18 protein-coding genes are annotated in these 16,716 nt (G+C 71.8%); 5 read left to right on the top strand and 13 right to left on the bottom strand.

The window, feature by feature from the left end:
- The first annotated feature begins 10 nt into the window (after positions 1 to 10).
- Both ACIBK9_RS41815 and ACIBK9_RS41810 read left to right on the top strand, forming a co-directional pair.
- Positions 11 to 1,099, top strand: coding sequence for a Zn-dependent alcohol dehydrogenase (locus ACIBK9_RS41815; protein WP_358288864.1), 1,089 nt, complete (start codon positions 11 to 13; stop codon positions 1,097 to 1,099).
- A gap of 161 nt (positions 1,100 to 1,260) precedes the next feature.
- Entirely contained in the window at positions 1,261 to 1,581 is a 321-nt protein-coding gene (locus ACIBK9_RS41810; RefSeq protein WP_397164449.1) for a hypothetical protein, read from the top strand.
- A 49-nt stretch (positions 1,582 to 1,630) separates the two neighbouring features.
- On the opposite strand, the gene ACIBK9_RS41805 is transcribed toward ACIBK9_RS41810, so the two are convergent.
- The 3 genes from ACIBK9_RS41805 to ACIBK9_RS41795 all read right to left on the bottom strand — a co-directional run bounded on the left by ACIBK9_RS41805 (position 1,631) and on the right by ACIBK9_RS41795 (position 3,671).
- A complete protein-coding gene (locus ACIBK9_RS41805; RefSeq protein WP_397164447.1) occupies positions 1,631 to 2,854 on the bottom strand; it encodes an NAD(P)/FAD-dependent oxidoreductase in 1,224 nt (407 codons plus the stop codon).
- A 60-nt stretch (positions 2,855 to 2,914) separates the two neighbouring features.
- Positions 2,915 to 3,361: a hypothetical protein gene (locus ACIBK9_RS41800; protein WP_397164445.1), complete on the bottom strand. Its 447-nt coding sequence runs from the start codon at positions 3,359 to 3,361 to the stop codon at positions 2,915 to 2,917.
- Between the two features lie 64 nt (positions 3,362 to 3,425).
- On the bottom strand, positions 3,426 to 3,671 hold the full coding sequence (locus tag ACIBK9_RS41795) for a DUF2231 domain-containing protein (RefSeq protein WP_397164443.1): 246 nt from the start codon (positions 3,669 to 3,671) through the stop codon (positions 3,426 to 3,428).
- On the opposite strand from ACIBK9_RS41795, the gene ACIBK9_RS41790 reads away from it, so the two are divergent.
- A complete protein-coding gene (locus ACIBK9_RS41790; RefSeq protein WP_397164441.1) occupies positions 3,634 to 4,281 on the top strand; it encodes a helix-turn-helix transcriptional regulator in 648 nt (215 codons plus the stop codon). The genes ACIBK9_RS41795 and ACIBK9_RS41790 overlap by 38 nt on opposite strands.
- A gap of 98 nt (positions 4,282 to 4,379) precedes the next feature.
- Positions 4,380 to 4,868 (top strand): hypothetical protein, encoded by a 489-nt coding sequence (locus ACIBK9_RS41785; RefSeq protein ID WP_397164439.1) that lies wholly within the window; start codon positions 4,380 to 4,382, stop codon positions 4,866 to 4,868.
- 30 nt (positions 4,869 to 4,898) lie between these two features.
- Here the strand turns inward: ACIBK9_RS41785 and ACIBK9_RS41780 are convergent, their stop codons facing one another.
- The 8 genes from ACIBK9_RS41780 to ACIBK9_RS41745 form a co-directional block, all read right to left on the bottom strand.
- Positions 4,899 to 5,906 (bottom strand): sugar phosphate isomerase/epimerase family protein, encoded by a 1,008-nt coding sequence (locus ACIBK9_RS41780; protein ID WP_352323548.1) that lies wholly within the window; start codon positions 5,904 to 5,906, stop codon positions 4,899 to 4,901.
- Complete coding sequence (locus tag ACIBK9_RS41775; RefSeq protein ID WP_364330765.1) at positions 5,903 to 7,054, bottom strand: Gfo/Idh/MocA family oxidoreductase; 1,152 nt, start codon at positions 7,052 to 7,054, stop codon at positions 5,903 to 5,905. Before ACIBK9_RS41775 ends, ACIBK9_RS41780 begins: the two co-directional genes overlap by 4 nt.
- An 11-nt stretch (positions 7,055 to 7,065) precedes the next feature.
- Complete coding sequence (locus tag ACIBK9_RS41770; RefSeq protein ID WP_357984925.1) at positions 7,066 to 8,112, bottom strand: ABC transporter substrate-binding protein; 1,047 nt, start codon at positions 8,110 to 8,112, stop codon at positions 7,066 to 7,068.
- Entirely contained in the window at positions 8,109 to 9,116 is a 1,008-nt protein-coding gene (locus tag ACIBK9_RS41765; RefSeq protein ID WP_397164437.1) for an ABC transporter permease, read from the bottom strand. The genes ACIBK9_RS41770 and ACIBK9_RS41765 overlap by 4 nt, the downstream gene beginning before the upstream one ends.
- Entirely contained in the window at positions 9,116 to 10,600 is a 1,485-nt protein-coding gene (locus tag ACIBK9_RS41760) for a sugar ABC transporter ATP-binding protein (protein WP_397164435.1), read from the bottom strand. The genes ACIBK9_RS41765 and ACIBK9_RS41760 overlap by 1 nt, the downstream gene beginning before the upstream one ends.
- 12 nt (positions 10,601 to 10,612) lie before the next feature.
- The gene (locus tag ACIBK9_RS41755; RefSeq protein ID WP_358288897.1) at positions 10,613 to 11,770 is read right to left on the bottom strand and encodes an ROK family transcriptional regulator; all 1,158 of its coding nucleotides are present in this window, start codon (positions 11,768 to 11,770) and stop codon (positions 10,613 to 10,615) included.
- Positions 11,771 to 11,948: 178 nt separating this feature from the next.
- Positions 11,949 to 12,821: an SDR family oxidoreductase gene (locus tag ACIBK9_RS41750; RefSeq protein ID WP_397164433.1), complete on the bottom strand. Its 873-nt coding sequence runs from the start codon at positions 12,819 to 12,821 to the stop codon at positions 11,949 to 11,951.
- Positions 12,822 to 12,876: 55 nt separating this feature from the next.
- Positions 12,877 to 13,935, bottom strand: coding sequence for an MBL fold metallo-hydrolase (locus ACIBK9_RS41745; RefSeq protein WP_397164431.1), 1,059 nt, complete (start codon positions 13,933 to 13,935; stop codon positions 12,877 to 12,879).
- 46 nt (positions 13,936 to 13,981) lie between these two features.
- Here ACIBK9_RS41745 and ACIBK9_RS41740 point away from each other — a divergent pair, with 46 nt between their 5' ends.
- Positions 13,982 to 14,827 carry a glutathione S-transferase C-terminal domain-containing protein gene (locus ACIBK9_RS41740; RefSeq protein WP_358288903.1) on the top strand — a complete coding sequence of 282 codons (846 nt, stop codon included), beginning with the start codon at positions 13,982 to 13,984 and terminating at the stop codon, positions 14,825 to 14,827.
- Here the strand turns inward: ACIBK9_RS41740 and ACIBK9_RS41735 are convergent.
- Both ACIBK9_RS41735 and ACIBK9_RS41730 read right to left on the bottom strand, forming a co-directional pair.
- The gene (locus tag ACIBK9_RS41735; protein WP_397164429.1) at positions 14,775 to 16,064 is read right to left on the bottom strand and encodes an MFS transporter; all 1,290 of its coding nucleotides are present in this window, start codon (positions 16,062 to 16,064) and stop codon (positions 14,775 to 14,777) included. The two genes, ACIBK9_RS41740 and ACIBK9_RS41735, sit on opposite strands and share 53 nt — an antisense overlap.
- The gene (locus ACIBK9_RS41730; RefSeq protein WP_397164427.1) at positions 16,061 to 16,657 is read right to left on the bottom strand and encodes a winged helix-turn-helix domain-containing protein; all 597 of its coding nucleotides are present in this window, start codon (positions 16,655 to 16,657) and stop codon (positions 16,061 to 16,063) included. Before ACIBK9_RS41730 ends, ACIBK9_RS41735 begins: the two co-directional genes overlap by 4 nt.
- Between the last annotated feature and the right edge of the window lie 59 nt (positions 16,658 to 16,716).

Here is a 16,716-nt window from a genome sequence, read left to right as displayed (position 1 = left end):
GAGAAACCCCATGCGCGCCGCGATCCTGCACGCCGTAGGCAACGACAAGCTGGACATCCGCGACGACATCACCCTGGCCCCCGTCGGGCCGACCGATGTCCGCGTACGGATCAGAGCCACGGGCGTGTGCCACTCGGACCTGTCGGCCATGTCCGGCGTGCTTCCGCAGCCGGTGCCGCTGATCCCGGGCCACGAGGGCGCGGGCGAGGTGGTCGAGGTGGGCGAGCACGTCACCTCGGTCGCGCCGGGCGACCACGTCGTGATCAGCTGGCGGCCGGCCTGCCAGTCCTGCGACCTGTGCGTGGGCGGGCAGCCGTACATGTGCATGAAGTACGTCATCGAGTCCTTCAGCAAGGGCAACTTCCGCTTCGGCGGCGACAACGCGACGGCGTTCGGCATGGCGGGCTGCGGCACCTGGGCCGAGGAGGTCATCGTGCCCTGGCAGGGCGCGATCAAGATCGACGACGACGTGTCGTGGGAGGCGGCGGCGCTGATCGGCTGCGGCATCACGACCGGCGTGGGCGCCGCGATCAACACCGCCAAGGTGCGTCCCGGCTCCACGGTCGTGGTGATCGGCTGCGGCGGCGTGGGCCTGTCGGTCATCCAGGGCGCCCGCGTCTCCGGCGCCAGGACGATCCTCGCCGTCGACCCGCTGGAGTCCAAGCACGCCCTGGCCAAGAAGGTCGGCGCGACGCACGCGATCACGCCCGAGCAGGTCCCCGAGGCCCTGAACGAGCTGACCGGCGGCAGCGGCTTCGACTACGGCTTCGAGGTCGTCGGCAAGTCGGCGACCATCCAGAGCGCCTGGCAGCTCACCCGGGCGGGCGGCGACGTCATCGTGGTGGGCGCCGGCGCGGTGGACGACATGGTCTCCATCTCCGCCTTCAGCCTGCTGTTCGAGGGCAAGAGACTGCTGTCCAGCCTGTACGGCGAGGCCGACGTGCGGCATGACTTCCCCTACTTCGCCAAGCTCCACAAGGCCGGACAGCTCGACCTGGAATCGCTGATCAGCGCCCGCATCCGGCTCGGCGACCTGAACGACGCCGTCGCGGCCCTGCGCGGCGGCGAGGTGCTCCGCCAGATCGTCATCATGGACTGACCCCGGCCCGGGGCCGGAGAACGGGCTTCCGCTCTCCGGCCCCGGGCACGTCGGGCCGCGATCGGCCGGACCGGTCGCACACCCGCCGCCAAGGCATTGCTAAGGAAAGTTTCCTAACGGATACTCCGGGTTGAGTGCCCACCACCCCCCAAGGAGTATCCATGCTTCGTCGCGGCCTCGCCCTGCTCTCCCTCGCCGCCGCCGGCCTGCTCGCCCTCGCCGCGCCCGCCCAGGCGGCCGTCGTGGACGTGACCTTCGGGCCGGTCTCGATCGGCGACTACTGTCACGCCAAGGTCAGCTCGTCCTCGTGGATCGGCTTCTACGAGTCCGGCGGCCTGCGCTGCTACACCGGCGGCCCCGGTCCGATGACGTACGCGGGCTCCGGCGACCCGTACCTGGCCTGCAAGTTCCTCACCACGGACGTGGTGATGTCCGCGCTGCGCGGCACCTCCGACGCCCTGGTCTGCCGCGTCGTGCGCTGACCCTCCTCCGGTGCGGCACGGGACGGACCGTCCCGTGCCGCATCCGGCGTCAGGAGGGCAGGAGCTGGTCGAGAGGGGTGCCGGGGTCGGCGAGCGCGGCCCGGTCCACGGGCTTGCGGGACCGGATGAGCGCCTGGGTGTGGTCGGTGACGTCCCAGATGTTGACGTTCATCGCGGCCAGCACCCTGTCCTGCTCGTCCAGCCAGAAGGCGATGAACTCGCGGGCGTCCAGGTCGCCGCGGACCACGACGTCGGGCGTGCGGCCGGGCGGGACGTGGCCGACGTACTCCATGCCCAGGTCGTACTGGTCGGTAAAGAAATAAGGCAGGTTGTCGTAGTCGCCGGGCCGCCCGAGCATCGCGCGAGCGGCGGTGGCGGGCTGGTTGAGCGCGTTCGCCCAGTGCTCGACCCGGACGTGGCGGCCCAGCAGCGGATGGTAGGCGTTGGCGATGTCGCCGGCCGCGAAGATGTCGGGGTCGGACGTGCGCAGGTCGGCCCCCACCTTGACGCCGTCCTCGACGGTCAGCCCGGCGGCCCGCGCGAGGTCGGTGTCCGGTTCGGCGCCGACGCCGGCCACGACGACGTCCGCCTCGACGTGGGCGCCGTCGGCGAGCAGGACCCCGGAGCCGGTGATCTCGGCGGGACGGGCGTCGAAGAGGAAGTTCACGCCGTGCTCGCGGTGCAGCGCGGTGAACACCTGGGCGACGTGCGGCCCCAGCACGCGCAGCAGCGGCGCGGACGCCGTCTCGATCACGGTGACCTCGGCCCCCGCGGCGCGGGCGGCGGCGGCCACCTCCAGGCCGATCCAGCCGGCCCCGAGGATCGCGACGCGGCCGGCGCCGGCCAGGGTGGCGCGCAGGCGTTCGCTGTCGTCGACGGTACGCAGGTACAGCACCTCGGGCCGGTCGGCCCCGGGGAGGTCCGGGCGGCGCGGCCGGGAGCCGGTGGCCAGCAGCAGCCGGTCGTAGCCGAGCTGCTCGCCGTCGCTCAGGGTGACCCGGTGGCCGGCCGGGTCGATGCCGGTGACCTCGACGCCCAGCCGCAGCTCGACGTCGTGCTCGTCGTACCAGGAACGGTCGTGGACGAAGATCTTGTCGCGTTCGCCGGCGCCCTGGAGGTAGTCCTTGGACAGCGGCGGCCGCTCGTACGGCAGGTGCGTCTCCCTGCCGACCAGCACGAGCCGGCCGTCGAAGCCCTCGCCGCGCAGGGCCTCTGCGGCCTTGGCGGCGGCGAGGCCGCCGCCGGCGATCACGATGGTCGCGGGTGCAGGCATGGTCGGATCTCCTCTTTCTGTCCTGTTCCTGGGCGAAGGGCGTGGTGATCGCGGCGCACGTCAGCTCCCGCCCACGCCGAGCGCGGTGAGCAGCACCAGGACGACGGTCACGACCGCGAACAGCCCATGACCCGCCACCACCGCGACGGGGAAGTGCCGTTCGGCCGGAACCGGCGAGCCGGCCGCCGCCGCGCCGGAGCCGAGCCGGGCGACGCGCGCCCGATGGACCGGGATCCACCGCGCCAGCATGACGAACCCGAGCAGCGCGACCGGCACGAGCAGCCCGAACGCGAGCCAGGCCAGTCCATGGGCGTCGGCGGACAGGTGGATGATCCACACGACCAGGCCCGCCGCGGCGAGCAGGAAGTGCCCGAAGAGCACCGGCGCGGGCAGCCGGGACTCGCCGGCCTTCTGCTGGGCCACGCCGCCGCGGGCGATCCAGGTGCCGAGCATGTAGAAGCCGCCGACGGCGGTGACGAGCCAGGTGATCAGTGCCGCGATCTCCACGATCTTCCTTCTTTCCAGGATGAGCCGTTCGTATGTCAGATGGCGGGTGTCCGAAGGCGGCGCCTCACCGTGGCGGGCCGGTGGTGAACCCCTCGGCCTGGGTGTCCTCGCCGGCGACCCGGACGCCGTAGCGGAAGGCGAGCTTGCCGCCCAGGTAGCCCGACACCGCGAGCACGGCCAGGCACACCGCCGACAGCACGATCTGCCCCACCGGCACGGCCCCCGGCGGCCCGTCGCCCAGCCGCCAGGCGAACCCGGCCGCGTACCCGGCGGTGACCGCCAGGTTGAACCGCGCCGGGCGGGCCGTCACCCGCGACGAGGCGGCCCAGAGCGTCGGGATCTCCCGCAAGCTCGCCGCCTTCCACCTGGACAAACTGGTGGACGCCGGGCTGCTCGCCACCCGCTACGAACAGCCGGGCGGGCTGCGCCGCGTCGGCCGCGCCCCCAAGGTGTACGAACCCTCCGACCTCGACGTCCAGGTCAGCATCCCCCCGCGCGAACCCGTCCTGCTCGCCGACATCCTGCTCGACGCCGTGCTGGCCGAGACGCCCGGCGAGAGCGCCGGGCTGCGCGGCGCCCGGCTCGGCCCCGAGCGCGCGCTGACCTGCGCCCAGCAGGTCCTGGAACGTCACGGTTTCGAGCCCAGCCGCGACACGCCGACCCTGGTCCGGCTGCGCAACTGCCCCTTCCATCCCCTGGCCGCCAAGGCCCCCGAGCTGGTCTGCGGCATCAACCACGCGTTCCTGGCCGGGTTCCTCGACGGCCTCGGCGCCCCGGCCGTCCAGGCCACCCTGATCCCGCGGCCGGGTCACTGCTGCGTCGAGCTGGGCGTCCCGCAGGACCCCGGCGGCGCGGCGGCGGACGCGCCGGCGTGCGCCAAGGACGGTGACGGCCCGTCACCCGCTCCGCCAGGGTCCTGACCGGTTCCGGCAAGGGTTTCCCATGGGCCCGGCCACGGCCCGCCGGGCGCTCTACCGTGGGACCGCCGGAGCGGTGACGTGGCAGGGGAAGGCGTCCGATGATCGCAGCCATCGCCAGGGTCCAGAAACTGTCGGCGGCGTTCGCGTACGCCGCCGCGGTGCTGACGCTGACCTGGCTGACCCAGGACGGCCGCCTGGGCGACGGCCTGTACGGCGACCTGGCCATGGCCGTCATGGCCTTCCCGCTCTACCTCGCCGCCGGCCCGCTGAACGGCGCGCTCCGCGCCCACGCGCCGGGGCCCGCCCACCTCTGGGACTTCGTCCTCATGGCCTGGCCGGGGATCGTCCTGGCGATCCTGCTGGCGTGGCTGCGCGCCCGCGTGGCCGGGCGGGCACTCGGATGGCTCGCGGCGGCGGCCGTCACGCTGGTGGGGGTGGCGACCACCTTCGACGGCTGGGCGCCACGACGGCCCTACGGCTGGCCGTTCCTCGTCTGCGGGTTGATCATGATCGTCGGGCTGATGACCGCCCGCCGGCCCGCCCCGGACGTCCGGCACGGGCCGGACGCGCGGTCGCCCGGCCCGTGACCAGCAGGCCCTACGTGGTCCTACGTGGTCCTACGTGGTGGAGAAGGCCGCGTCGAAGGCCGTGGCGGGCGGCGTGATGGAGTTCAGCCGCCGGATGTACCCCAGCGCCTCGCGGGCGCCGTCCAGCCGGTCCATCCCCGCGTCCTCCCACTCGATCGAGATCGGCCCGTCGTACCCGATCGAGTTGAGCGCCCGGAAGCAGTCCTCCCAGGGCACGTCACCGCGCCCGGTGGAGACGAAGTCCCATCCCCGCCGCATGTCCGCCCACGGCAGGTGCGACGACAGCCGCCCCTTGCGTCCGTCGCCGATCCGGACCCGGGTGTCCTTGCAGTCGACGTGGTAGATCCGGTCCTTGAAGTCGAGGATGAACGCCACCGGGTCGAGGTCCTGCCACACCATGTGCGACGGGTCCCAGTTCAGCCCGAACGCCGGACGATGCCCGATCGCCTCCAGCGTCCGCTGCGTCGTGTAGTAGTCGTAGGCGATCTCGCTCGGGTGGATCTCGTGCGCGAAGCGCACCCCGACCTCGTCGAACACGTCGAGGATCGGGTTCCAGCGGTCGGCGAAGTCCTGGTAGCCGGCCTCCACCATCGACGCCGGCACCGGCGGGAACATGGCCACGGTGTGCCAGATCGACGACCCGGTGAACCCCACCACCGTGTCCACGCCGAGCGCCGCCGCCGCCCGCGCGGTGTCCTTCATGTCCTCGGCCGCGGCCCGCCGCACCGACTCCGGGTCGCCCGAGCCCCAGATGCGCGCCGGCAGGATCGCCTTGTGCCGCTCGTCGATCGGATGGTCGCAGACGGCCTGGCCGACGAGGTGGTTGGAGATCGTCCACACCTTCAGGCCGTGCTTGTCGAGCTGGGCGCGCTTCTGCTCCACGTACGACGGGTCCGCCACCGCCTGCGCCACGTCGAAGTGGTCGCCCGAGCAGGCGATCTCCAGGCCGTCGTAGCCCCATTCGGCCGCCAGCCTGCACACCTCCTCGAACGGCAGGTCCGCCCACTGCCCGGTGAACAGCGTTACTGGTCTCATCAGTCCTCCACAGGGGTGTACCGGCCGCCGTCGGCCGCGCTCGCCTCCACCGCCGCCAGCACGCGCTGCACCCGCAGCCCGTCGGCGAACGACGGCGAAGGGTCGGTGCCGGTCGCGACGGCCTCCAGGAAGTCCTTGATCTCGTGGGTGAAGGTGTGCTCGTAGCCGAGCCCGTGCCCCGGCGGCCACCACGCCCCCACGTAGGGATGGTCGGGCTCGGTCACCAGGATCCGCTCGAACCCGCCCCCGCCCTCGCTGAACCACAGCTCGTTCATGGACTCGAAGTCGAACGCCAGGCTGCCGAGCTGCCCGTTGACCTCGATGCGCATCGCGTTCTTGCGCCCGGTCGCGAACCTGGTGGCCTCGAAGGAGGCCAGCGCGCCGCCCGACATCCGGCCGATGAACAGCGCGGCGTCGTCGACGGTGACCGTCCCCCGCTCCTCCGTGCGGGACCCGCCCAGCCCCGCCGACTCCCCCGCCAGCGGACGCTCCTTGACGAACGTCTCCGTCAGCCCCGACACGCCCGCCACGCGCTGGCCGGTGACGAACTCGGCGGCGTCCACGATGTGCGAGCCGATGTCGCCGAGCGCCCCCGCGCCCGCCTTGTCCTTCTGCAACCGCCACACCAGCGGGAACTCCGGGTCCACGATCCAGTCCTGGAGGTACTGGGCGCGTACGTGCCGGATCTCGCCGAGCCTGCCCTCCTCGACGTACCGGCGGGCCAGGGCGACCGCCGGGACCCGCCGGTAGTTGAAGGCCACCATGCTCCTGCCCGGCGCCGCGGCCGCCGCCGCGACCATGGCCTCGGCCTCGGCGACGGTGTTGGCCAGCGGTTTCTCACAGATCACGTGCTTGCCGGCGCGCAACGCGGCGATCGCGATCTCGGCGTGCGAGTCGCCCGGCGTGCAGATGTCGACGATCTGCACGTCGTCCCGCCGGACCAGCTCCCGCCAGTCCGTCTCGACGTCGGCCCAGCCGAGCCGGGCGGCCGCGGCGGCGGTCTGCTCCTTCGACCGGCCCGCCAGCACCGCCATGCGCGGCGCGAGCGGCAGGTCGAAGAACGCGCCGACGCTCCGCCAGGCCTGGGAGTGGACGCGGCCCATGAACGCGTAGCCGATCATGCCCACGCCGATGGTGGTCTTGTCTGACATGCAACCCCCGATCAGGATTCGAATCCGAGCGCCAGATACTTGTCGACGTTCTCCTTGGTGATCGTCTCCGACGCGAGGGTGATCGACTGGGGAACCTGATTCTCCACGAGGTCACTCATGCCCTTGCCCTGCGCGATCAACCTGGCGAGCCTGATCGCCGAGGAGGCCATCGTCGGGCTGTAGGTGACGGTGGCCTTGAGCACCGACGTGCCGGCCTGGATCTCCTTCATGGCGTTCAGCGAGCCCGCGCCGCCCACCATGACGAACTCGTCGCGGTTGGCCTCCTTGATGGCGGCCAGCACGCCGACGCCCTGGTCGTCGTCGTGGTTCCACAGGGCGTCGATCTTCTTGTGCGCCTGCAGCAGCGAGGTCGCCACCTGGTTGCCGGTCTCGACGGTGAACTTGGCGTCCTGCTTGGCCGTGACGCTGAACCCGTACGTCTTCAGCGCGTCGGCGAAGCCCTTGCTGCGGTCCTGGGTCAGCGGCAGCGTGGCGATGCCCTGGATCTCGACGATCACCGGGTTCGCGACGCCCTTGTCCTTGAGCTGCTTGCCGATGTAGTGCCCGGCCGCGACGCCCATGCCGTAGTTGTCGCCGCCGATCCACGTCCGGTAGGCCAGCTTGTCGGGGAACACCCGGTCGAGGTTGATGACCGGGATGCCCGCCTGCGTCGCCTGCAGCGCGACCTGGTTCAGCTGCTGGCCGTCGTTCGGCAGGATGACCAGGGCGTTCACCTTGGCCGCGATCAGCGACTCGACGGCGGAGATCTGCTGGTTGATGTCGTTGGTCGGCTCGACGGCCTTGAAGTCGACGTCGCCGTACTGCTTGGCCGCGCTCTCGGCGTTCTTGGCGATGGCCGCGATCCAGCCGTGGTCGGCGGCCGGCGCGGAGAAGCCGATCGTCACCTTCTGGCCGGGTTCGTCGTTGCCGCTCGCGGCGGGGGCGGGCGCGGGCGCCGCCGACGAGGGAGCGGCCGCCGGCTCGTTGCTGGTGCAACCCGCCGCTAACAGCACAGCCCCGCCGACGAGGAATCCCCTGCGCGCGACGTTCTCACTCATGATGCTCTCGCTTTCAGGTTCCGCCGCTGGAGAAGGACGGCGACGACGATGATCAGGCCCTTGGCGATCAGCTGGTCGCTGGTGTTGAGCCCGTTGAGGATGAACAGGTTCGTGATGAGGGTGAAGATCAGCAGGCCCAGGATCGAGCCGATGATCGTGCCCCGGCCTCCGGTGAGCAGGGTGCCGCCGATGATGACGGCGGCGATGGCGTCGAGCTCGTACAGGTCGCCGTGGGTGGACGAGCCTGTCGTCGTACGGGCCATGATGAGGATCGCGGCGACGCCGCAGCAGAAGCCGGACAGGGCGTACAGGAGCATCGTGTGCCTGCGTACGTCGATGCCGGCCAGCCTGGCCGCCTCGGGGTTGCCCCCGACCGCGTACGTGCGGCGGCCGAACGTGGTGCGGTTCAGGACGATCCACCCCAGCACCACGACCAGGGCGAACACGTAGACCAGCAGCGGGATGCCGAGCAGCCGCGTGGTGGACAGCTGCACGATGCCCTCGACCTGGATGAGCTGCGTCTTCCTGTCGGACATGCGCTGGGCCAGGCCGCGGGCGGCCACCAGCATGGCCAGGGTGGCGATGAACGGCACCATCCGCCCGTAGGCGATCAGCAGCCCGTTGACCAGCCCGGCCCCGGTGCCGACGAGGATCGCGCAGACGGCCATCACCACCGGCCCGTACGACTGGGTGGCCAGCGTGGTCGCCCAGACCGAGGCGAGGGCCATGACGGCGCCGACGGACAGGTCGATGCCGCCGCCGATGATCACGAAGGTGGCCCCGACGGTGATCACGCCGATCGTGGCGGCCAGGGCCAGGATGCTGACCAGGTTGGAGGTGGTGGCGAAGTTGTCGAACCGGGTGACCAGGCCGACGACCACGAGCAGCGCCAGCGCGCCCAGCAGGCCGAGGTGGCGGATCTCGGCGACCCCGTTCAGCAGGGACGGTCTCGGCCGGGCGACCCCGGCGGCGGGTCGTTCGGGCGCCTCTATGGGCTCGCTCATCACGCGGCCCTCCCATCCATGATCATGTCCAGTACGCGGTGCTCGTCCAGGCCGGCCGCCTCGCCCTCGTGGATGACGGCGCCCTCGCGCAGCACGAGCACCCGGTCGGCCAGCCCCAGCACCTCGGGCACCTCGCTGGAGACCAGCAGCACGCCGATGCCCTGGTCGGCCAGGTCGCGGATGACGGCGTACAACTCGGCGCGGGCGCCGACGTCGACGCCGCGGGTGGGCTCGTCGAGCAGCAGCAGTCTGCGTCCGCCGAGCAGCCAGCGGGCGAGCACGGCCTTCTGCTGGTTGCCGCCCGACAGGGTCCTGATCGGGCGTTCGGGGTCGGGCGGGCGGATGTCGAGGAGCTGGGCCAGGCGGGCGGCCTCGGCCCGTTCGCGGCCGCGGTCGATCCAGCCGAACCTGGCGAACTGCGGCAGGGTGCCGAGCGTGATGTTGGCGGTGACGCTCTGGTCGAGCAGCAAGGCCTGGGCCTTGCGTTCCTCGGGGGCCAGGCCCATGCCCTGCCGGACGGCGCCGGTCACGCGGCGGCGGGCCGGGCGGCCGGCGAGCGTGACGCGGCCGGAGGCGGGCCGGGCTCCGTAGACGGCCTCCAGGATCTCGGAGCGTCCGCTGCCGACGAGCCCGGCCAGTCCGACGATCTCCCCGGCGCGCACGGAGAAGGAGACGTCGGCGAAGACGCCGGGCGCGGTCAGGTTCTCCACGCGCAGCACCTCCTCGCCGGGCGGCCGGGTGGGGCGGGGCGGGAAGACGTACTCGACGTTGCGGCCGGTCATGAGGGAGACGATGCGGGCGGTGGGCGTGTCGCGGGCGGGCAGGCCGACGGCGACGGTGCGCCCGTCCTTGAGCACGGTGACGCGGTCGCCGATCTCGCGGATCTCCTCCAGCCGGTGGGAGATGTAGACGACGGCCACGCCCTGGGCGGTGAGCTCGCGGATGATGCGGAACAGGTTGGCGACCTCGTCGTGGGCCAGGGCGGCCGACGGCTCGTCCATGATGATCAGGCGGGCGTCGTGGGAGAGGGCGCGGGCCATCGAGACGACCTGTTTGGCGGCCGGTGAGAGCCGTCCGACCTCGGTGGAGGGGCGGATCTCGCCGTGGCCGAGGCGTTCCAGCACCTCGCGGGCGGCCCGGCGGCCGGCCTGGCGGTTGACGAACCCGAAGCGGGCGTGCTCGTGGCCGAGGAAGATGTTCTCGGCGACGCTGAGGCCGTCGACCAGGTCGAGTTCCTGGTAGATGGTGGCGAAGCCGAGCCGGATGGCGTCGTTGGGGCTGGTGGGCCGGACGGGCGCGTCGTTGAAGACGATCGTGCCCTCGTCGGGCTGGTGGACGCCGGCCAGCACCTTGATCAGGGTGGATTTGCCCGCGCCGTTCTGGCCGAGCAGGCAGTGGACCTCGCCCGCCCGTACGTCGAGATCGACCCCGTCGAGCGCGCGCACGCCGGGGAACTGCTTGACGATGCCCTTCATGACCAGCATCGGGGGTCCCCTTCAGGCGTTGACGATGCGGTTGATGTTGTCCGGTGACAGGTAGTGCTCGATGGCGAGCAGGCCCGCCCCGAGAGCGGCGGCGTTGATCCCGGTGCGGCTCGGGGTGATGGACAGGTGGTGGGTGGCCAGCGGCAGCGACCGGCGGTAGATGGTCTCCCTGACGCCGGCCAGGAGGTGCTCGTGGACGCGGGACAGCGCGCCGCCGATGACGATGACCTCGGGGTTGAAGAAGTTGACCAGGCCGGCCAGCACCTCGCCGATGAGCCGGCCGGCCTCCCTGACCAGCCGCAGCGCCTGGGTGTTGCCCGCCTGGACGAGCGCGACGACGTCGGCGCCGGTCTCGGCGGCCAGCCCCAGCTCGGCGAGCCGGCGGGCGATGGCGGCGCCGCCGGCCACGGCCTCCAGGCAGGCGCTGTTGCCGCAGCGGCAGCCGGCGTCGTCGTGGCCGCTGACGCGGATGTGCCCGATGTCGCCGGCCGAGCCCTGGGCTCCTCTGTGGAGCTTGCCGTCGGCCACGATGCCGCAGCCGATGCCGGTGCCGACCTTGACGAACAGCAGGTGGCTGGTGCCGGCGAAGGCGTTGCGGTGCTCGCCGAGCGCCATGACGTTGACGTCGTTGTCGACCAGCACCTGGATGCCGTCGAAGTACTCGGGGACGGGGTAGTCGTTCCAGCCGGGCATGATCGGCGGGTTGTTGGGGCGGCCGGTGGCGAACTCCACCGGGCCGGGCACGCCGATGCCCATGGCGCGCAGCGCGGCGCGGGGCCGTCCGGCCTCGCCGAGCAGCCGGTCGAGCCGCTGGTCGACGTGGGCGAGCACCTTGTCAGGGCCCTCGCCGATCTCCAGGGGGTCTTCGCACTCGGCCAGCAGCCCGCCGGTCAGGTCCATGAGCGCGACCCGGCAGTGGGTGGCGCCGAGGTCGACGCCGGCGAAGGCGTGCTCCTCGGTGTGCAGGCGGAGCTGGCGCGGGGGACGGCCGCCGGTGGACTCGCCGCTCTCGGTCTCCTCGACGAGGCCGCGCTCGATGAGCGCGTCGACCCGCTGGGAGATCGTGGATCTGGCCAGTCCGGTGAGGCGCGCGAGATCGGATCGGGTGGTCGCCGATCCGGCGCTGATGAGCGTCAGGACGTCGGCAGCCGAGCCCGGCTGGGGGGTCATGCGGGAACAATAAGATCACTCATGCGGCAAATCAAGAGTCTGGTTCGACCGAACCTCGCGGACTTATGCCGAAGATCGAACAAAGCCTGGCATGAGACGTTCGCCGGAACCCTCCCGAACGCGCGGAAGCCGGCCACCGCCCCGGCGGGCGATGACCGGCTTCCGGCAGGCTCCGGCGCTAGAGCATGGCCTTCATCGAGTCGCCGGCCGTCAGCACGTACGGCTGCTCGGCCATCACCGAGCCCCAGTTGTCGGCGATCGCCTCGGGGGTGAGGTCGTCGGCCTTCCAGCCGGGCCCCTCAGCCACGAACACGCGGGCCACCCGCCCGCCGCCGACGGTGAACACCTCCCCGCTCGACTCGCACGAGTCGTGCACGAGGTAGGCGACCAGCGCGCTCACCCGCTCGGGCGTGAACTTGGCCTCGAACTCGGCCGGCAGCAGCGCCTCGGTCATCCTGGTCCAGGCGATGGGGGCGATGGCGTTGGCCTTGATGCCGTTGCGCGCGCCCTCGATGGCCAGCGTCTTGGTCAGCCCGACCAGGCCCATCTTGGCGGTGGAGTAGTTGGCCTGGCCGAAGTTGCCGAACAGGCCGGCCGGGCTGGAGGTGTTGACGACGCGGCCGTACCCGGCCTCCTTCATCAGCGGGTAGGCGGCCTGGCTGACCAGGTACGACCCGCGCACGTGCACGGCCAGCACGCCGTCGAAGTCCTCGACGGTCATCTTCCCGAACGACTTGTCCCGCAGGATGCCCGCGTTGTTGACGACGATGTCGACCCCGCCGAACGCGTCGACGGCCGTCTGCACGAGCGCCCTGGCGCCCTCGGGGGTGGCGACGTTGTCGGCGTTGGCGACGGCCTGGCCGCCGTTCTTGGTGATGAGCTCGACCACCTCGGCGGCGGGGCCGGTGGAGGCGCCGGTGCCGTCGAGCGCGCCGCCGAGGTCGTTGACCACGACCTTGGCGCCCCGCTCGGCGAGCAGGAGCGCGTGCGCCCTGCCGAGGCCGTGTCCGGCGCCCGTGATGATCGCGACCCTGTCATCGAACCGAAGCATCGAACCTCCAGAGCAAGAGAACAACATTCTGGTAGGAGTACGATAACCGACCGGCTCAGGCGCGTCTCCAGAGCTCGGGCTCGCCCTCCTCCCGGCGTACCCTGCCCCGTCCGGCCAGCCATACCAGGTGGGCCAGCGTCTCGTTGTTGGCCGCCCGGCGCATGAACGGCGGGATCGTCTCCCAGGGGCGCGACCAGCTCAGCCGAGTGGCGACGTCCCAGCAGGTCACGCCGTCGTCCTCGCCGACGACCCGTTCGATCTCGGCCAGCCGCTCGTCGTGGTGCGCCAGCACGTGGTCGACGCGTCCGGCCAGCTCCAGGAAGCGGTACTCGTGGCCGGGCAGCACCTCGTCCACCTCCAGCTCGCGGACGGCGGCCAGCGAGCCGAGGTAGTCGGCCAGCGGGTCGGGGCCCGACTGGGGGTGCACGGCCACGATCGGGGTGATCTTCGCCAGCACGTGGTCGCCGGAGAGCAGCAGCCTGCGCTCCGGCGAGACGAAGCACAGGTGGCCGGGCGTGTGGCCGGGGGTCCAGACGGCCCGCAGGTCCCAGCCGGGCAGGTCGAGCTTCTCGCCGTCCTCGATCAGCCGGTCGGGACGGGCCATCGTGACCATGTGCCTGATCATCATGGAGGCCCCGGCCAGCTCGTCCAGGCTCAGGTCGGGCACGCCGGAGCGCCGGAGCAGGGCCCGCTCCCGCTGGACGAGCGAGTCGATGGCGGCGTCGTCGTACCGCTCGCGCACGAGGTTCGCGTCGGCCGGGTGCAGCCCGATCCAGGCGCCCGACGCCTCGCGGACGCGTCCGGCCAGGCCGTAGTGGTCGGGGTGCAGGTGGGTGACCAGGACGGCCCTGACGTCGGCGATCCCGTAGCCGGCCACGGCCAGCCCGGCGGCCAGGGCGTCGTAGGCCTCGTCGGTGTTCCATCCGGCGTCCACGATGGCCACGCCGTCGGGCAGTTCGAGGGCGTAGACCAGCACGTACCGCAGCGGGTTGACCGGGATGGGCACCGGGATCGACCACAGCCCCGGCCGGACCCGCTCGACCTCGGGAACCGCCCCGCTCATCCACGCCTCACGCTGGGCCACGCTGGAAGGAGTCACCACGAACTTAGCCATGGCCCCGAATATAGTTCTGGTCCCGAATCATGTTCTACTAGGGGTCATGAAGCTGAGCCGCGAGATCTCAGACGATGGCCGCTTCGTCCGGCAGCCGAACCGCTTCACCGAACGGCTCGGGCCGCCCGAGCCCGGCCGCTACCGGCTCTACGCCTCCTACGCCTGCCCGTGGGCACAGCGCGTGCTGATCGTCCGCGCCCTGCTCCGCCTGGAGGACCTGCTGGACGTCACGATCGTCGACCCCATCCGCGACGAGAAGGGCTGGCGGATCCCCGACGGCGACCCGCCGTACCTGTCGGAGCTCTACCACGCGACCGAACCGGGCTACACGGGCCGCTACACCGTGCCGTGCATCTGGGACAGCCGGGAGGAACGCCTGGTCACCAACGACTTCCCGCAGATCACCCTCGATCTGGAGACGTCGTGGGGCAGCGCGCCCGACCTGTACCCCGAACGCCTGCGCCCGGACATCGACATCATGAACGACCGCCTCTACCACGGTCTCAACAACGCGGTCTACGAGGCCGGCTTCGCCCGCGGGCAGCAGGCGTACGAGGAGGCGGTCGCCCGCGTGTTCACCACGCTCGACCTGCTGGAGGTGCGCCTGGCCGAGTCGGAGTTCCTCTTCGGCACGCTCACCGACAGCGATGTGCGGCTGTTCACCACGCTGGTCAGGTTCGACACGGTCTACCACGGCCACTTCAAGTGCTCGATCAGGCGGCTGACCGACTATCCGGCGTTGTGGGCGTACACCCGCCGGCTCTACGCGATCCCCGCATTCCGCGACACCACGGACTTCGACCACATCAGACGCCACTACTACATGACCCAGACGAACATCAACCCGAGCAGGATCGTTCCGGTAGGACCGGAACTCGACTGGAGCCTGTGACCCCCGGCCTCGGCATCGCGACGAACAGCAGCGCCGAGGCCAGCACCACCCCGGAGGCCACCCACCAGGCGGCCGACGCGCCCGCCTGCCCGGCCAGGACGCCGAGCGTGGAGTTGGCCAGCACCCCGCCCGCCTGGAGCGAGAGCGAGGACGTCGAGGTGACCGTGGTGCGCTCGGCGGCGGAGACCGCGTTGTGCTGCATCTCCAGGCAGAGCAGCCCGGTCACCGACAGCCCGGCGAACATGACGAGGTAGGCCAGCCCGGCCGTCACCAGGCCGGGCACGCCGTCCAGCCCGGCGGTGGCGGCCAGCGAGCCGACCGACAGCGCGCAGAACACCGCGCCCATGGCCGCGCCGCGGGCCGAGCCGCCCGCCACGCGCGCCACGCGGGGCGCGATCGCGCTGCCCGTGGCGCTGGCGGCGTATCCCAGGGCCGCCACGACGGCGTAGGCCAGGCTGCCGCGCTCGGACGTGCCGGCCAGCTCGGCCAGGCGGCCGGGGGTCAGCAGCTCGATCGTCATCAGCAGCACGCCGGACGCGGCGGCGGCGAGCATCAGGCGGCGCAGCACCGCTCCCCCGGCGGCCAGCCGGATCCCGCCGACCACCGTCGAGGGCACCTCGCGCAGCACGCTCCCCAGCGACCGCCGCGCGTGGGCCGGCTCGGGCAGCGCGAACACCACCACGACCAGCAGGACGACGGCCGCGACGGCCCCCAGCAGCGGCGGCACGGCCAGCGGCGTGATCGTCCCAGGCGGCACCAGCAGCGGCACGGCGCCGCCGACCAGCACCCCGGCGCACAGGGCCACCGACTCCAGCGCGCCGCCGCGCGCCAGGCCCGGCTTGAGGTCGGCGTCCTCGCCTTCGAGCTCGTGCAGGGTGTCGACGTACCAGGAGGTGGCCGGGCCGCTGGACAGCGCCCTGGCCACGCCCTTGATCACGCAGGTGACGAGGAACATCCCGAACGTCGTCGAGACGCTCATCAGCGCGAGCGCCGCCGCGGTGAACACCGCCGAGGCGGCCAGCACCATCCGCCGTCCGATGACGTCGGCCAGGCCGCCCGTGGGCAGCTCCAGGCTGACGGTGACGACCGAGAACACGGTCACCGCCAGGCCGATCTGGGTCAGGCTGAGCCCTCTGTCGGTCATCAGCAGCACCATGACGGCGGCCATCAGGCCCAGCGGCAGCCAGGTCAGGAAGCTGACGAGCATGTAGCGCCGTAACGCGGAACGAGCGGTCATCGGTCCTGCTCCTCGTCGCTGGGGGAATCGTCGCGGGGGGAATCGTCGCGGGGGAAACCGCCCATCCAGATGTTGACCTGGCGGGCGTCGGGGTCGCCCGAGTAGCGGGCGGCGAGGTCGCGCAGCAGCTCCATGGCCCGGTCGTTGAACTCCCTCAGCCCGGCCGCGGTCAGCTCGACGATGTCGTCGCTCAGCCCGGCCGCCCGCACCCACTCGGGGGCCCACTCGCGCTCGTCGTAGTCCCGGTTGACGCGGGCGAGCACCTCGACCTGGCGCATGCGCATGATCCGGACCGCCTCCCGGCCCTCGGGGGTGCCGGACAGCTCCTGGTTGTCCCAGGAGGTGTAGCGGTGGCGGGCCCGCCAGCGGCGCTCGCGGCCGTCGCGCCGGTCGGGGTCCTCCTCGATGAATCCGTACTTGAACAGCTCGCGCAGGTGGTAGCTGGTCGAGCCGGAGCTCTCGCCGACCTTGCGGCCCAGCTCGCTGGCGGTGGCCGGGCCGTCGCTGCGCAGCAGCCCGAGCAGCCGCACCCGCAAGGGGTGGGCGACCACTTTGAGCACCTGCGGGTCACTGATCCTGTACTGCTCCTCCATGAGCACGACCCTAGACCGCAAAGGCTTTTTTGCAAAGTGATTTTTGCGAATTCCCCGAC

This window comes from Nonomuraea sp. NPDC050227 (assembly GCF_044459705.1).
GTDB lineage: Bacteria > Actinomycetota > Actinomycetes > Streptosporangiales > Streptosporangiaceae > Nonomuraea.
This window is presented reverse-complemented; position numbering and strand designations above follow the sequence as displayed.